This is a genomic window from Flintibacter muris (genome assembly GCF_943192995.1).
GTDB classification, from domain to species: domain Bacteria; phylum Bacillota; class Clostridia; order Oscillospirales; family Oscillospiraceae; genus Lawsonibacter; species Lawsonibacter muris.
In genome coordinates this window covers 1-2,680 of record NZ_CALPCP010000098.1, presented here as the reverse complement: position 1 = coordinate 2,680, position 2,680 = coordinate 1, and the positions used below count along the sequence as shown (strand labels likewise).

Annotated in this window: 4 protein-coding genes; all 4 read left to right on the top strand. The window is 39.1% G+C overall.

Annotated elements, in window-relative coordinates; translation table 11 throughout:
* Nucleotides 1-222 precede the first annotated feature (222 nt).
* From NFS22_RS23340 to NFS22_RS23325, 4 genes are read left to right on the top strand one after another with little or no spacing between them, the layout of a single operon-like run.
* Nucleotides 223-1,137: a peptidoglycan recognition protein family protein gene (locus NFS22_RS23340; RefSeq protein ID WP_251320014.1), complete on the top strand. Its 915-nt coding sequence runs from the start codon at nt 223-225 to the stop codon at nt 1,135-1,137.
* A 2-nt stretch (nt 1,138-1,139) separates the two neighbouring features.
* Nucleotides 1,140-1,493 (top strand): hypothetical protein, encoded by a 354-nt coding sequence (locus tag NFS22_RS23335; protein ID WP_251320013.1) that lies wholly within the window; start codon nt 1,140-1,142, stop codon nt 1,491-1,493.
* 14 nt (nt 1,494-1,507) lie between these two features.
* Entirely contained in the window at nt 1,508-1,834 is a 327-nt protein-coding gene (locus tag NFS22_RS23330) for a hypothetical protein (RefSeq protein WP_251320012.1), read from the top strand.
* Between the two features lie 29 nt (nt 1,835-1,863).
* On the top strand, nt 1,864-2,316 hold the full coding sequence (locus NFS22_RS23325) for a hypothetical protein (protein ID WP_251320011.1): 453 nt from the start codon (nt 1,864-1,866) through the stop codon (nt 2,314-2,316).
* The last annotated feature ends 364 nt before the right edge of the window (nt 2,317-2,680 follow it).

Below are 2,680 nucleotides of genomic sequence, written 5' to 3'. Positions count from 1 at the left end.
GGGCCTATACTTGGATTTTTACCCCCAATTTCGATTGCATATTGCGTTTGACGGGCCTTTAATCAGCGGTTCCCTAATGCTATGCTTATTAACTATGAAAGGCCAGCAAGTCAAGGTAAGGATGCTACGGAGGAACAGCGGCTTAAAGCACAGAATGACCGGGCTGCATATAGTCAAGATTACTATGACAAATACCTTGCAACTAAGAAGGGAGGGAGTTCAATGAAATACACGGAAAAGAATAAACCACTTCAATGTATGATGACCAACAGCACTTGTTATAGACAAACAAGGAAAATGGAAGTTAAGGGTGTTCTGTGGCATAGCACAGGAGCCAATAATCCTAATTTACGGCGATATGTTCAGCCAAGTGCCGATGATCCGAATTATGCTCAGTTGATGCAGTTGCTTGGAAAGAACACTGGTGGCAACGACTGGAATCACACTGAACATCAAGCCGGGTTAAATTGTTGGATTGGCAAATTGGCTGATGGGACAGTTACAACTATTCAAACAATGCCTTGGAATTATCGTCCTTGGGGATGTGCCAGTGGTAAAAATGGATCTTGTAACAATGGCTGGATTCAATTTGAAATTTGTGAAGATGCTTTGAATGATAAGGATTATTTTGATAAGGTCTATAAAGAAGCGTGTGAGATTACTGCGTATCTTTGTAAGATGTTTAATATTGATCCGCATGGCACTGTTAAGTATGGGAAAATTAATGTGCCAACTATTTTGTGTCACCAAGACAGCTATCAACTTGGATTAGGTTCTAATCATGGTGATGTGTTACATTGGTTCCCAAAGTTCGGTAAAACAATGAATGATATTCGTAATGATGTGGCTACTTTACTTAATCAACAAACAAATGGAATGGAGGATGATGATATGACTGAAGCACAGGTTAAAGAGATTTGTAAGGGCGTTATTGCAGAGCAACGTAAAGAACTGCAAGATAATGATTGCGGTACATGGAGCAAGGAGGCTCGTGATTGGGCAATTAACTGTGGCTTGATTTCTGGTGGTGGTACATTGCCTGATGGAACTCCGAATTATATGTGGGCCGATCAGTTGACACGTGAACAGGCTGCGGCATTATTCTTCCGTTTTGCTAAGATGATGGGTAAGGTGTAATTATGATTATTAGGGTAGAGCGGGGGAAAAAGAAAACCAGACGTAGACGTAAGAAAAGATTTCATATTGGTTTTACAAACCTACTCGCCCTTTTGATCATGGCATTTTTATGTGCTGGTCTTTTGGGCGGGTTTTATCTTGCATTAAAAAGTATTGAATATCAGTACATGGGTGCTTTAGCTTGCTATACTGCTGTATTTGCTCCAATGGGTACAGCGGCAAGCATTGTGTTAAATAGCATTGTTCATAAAAGTGAACATGAAAATACTGGTGCTAATGGTGTAGGAATTAAATTTGCTGCTGCTGAAGCGGCTGGTTTTGTAGAAAAGGACTTTGATGAAAGTCCTCAGATTTAAGGGAGGTTGATTCTATGAATAACATGATTCGTAAGCTGTCGAGCCGTAAATTGTGGGCTGCTGTGGCTGGTGTTGTGACTGGTTTAGCGATGGTGTTTGGCTTAGATGAAAATGTAATTAGCACTGTTGCTGGTGCTGTTGTATCTGTTATGTCTGTTATGACTTATATTATTACTGAAGGTAAGGTTGATGCTGAAAGTGTTAAGAATGCAATCGAGGACATTCAGGAAGGTATTGAGGTCGTAAAAGATAGTGGCGTAACCATCGTAAAAAGCACTACAATTTATGATGCTAACCAAGTTGGCGATCCAGAAGTTACTACTGAAATTTCTTCTACTTAATTGAAATGTAGGAAAGGAAGGTGGTGAAAATGTTAGAAAAGATTTCTGAGATTCAGCTTGGGCAGTTGGTCGGCTATATTGCACTTGTAGTTGCAGTCTTGTCTACATTTTTGGAAGTGTCTAAAATTAAAATTAATCCTTGGTCTTGGCTTGCAAAAACTATTGGCAGAGCAATCAATGGTGAAGTCTTGGAAAAGGTAAATCAACTGGAGGCCGATGTATTAAAATTGCGTGACGAGGAAGATGAACGGAATGCAAAAGCTGCCCGGATTCGCATTTTACACTTTGGTGATGAACTTTTACATAGTCCAGATCAGCGACATAGTAAAGAACATTTTGATGAAATCTTACAAAGCATCACTGAGTATAATCAGTATTGTAAGGATCATCCGAATTTCAAGAATCATATGACTGAGGCAACCACAAAGCATATTCTCAAGACATATGACAAATGCTTGGAAGAAAATGCGTTCTTGTATTAATTTAGGGTGATGAACCCACCCAAGTTTTATACTTGGTTCATGGCATAGAGAATTCGTGCCATTTGATATGCTTTAGGGGTACAGGTTAAATGCCTGTACCCCTATTTTTACGGATCGTAAGAAATTTGAAAACCACATCGGAAGTCTTTTTCATTTGGTGTAAAGTTGGTGTAGAGTTCAAAATACTATGCAGAGTATCAGAACTTTTACGATGATATACTACGCTGTTTTGCCACATTTGATTTGCATTTACAACTTCTAAGCACAAGTATGTAAAATTGAATCTTTATTTATAGGATTATGCTGCATTACAAATCAACTTTCTCAGGGTGGATTCGAATGGCATATCCCATGCATCCAGATG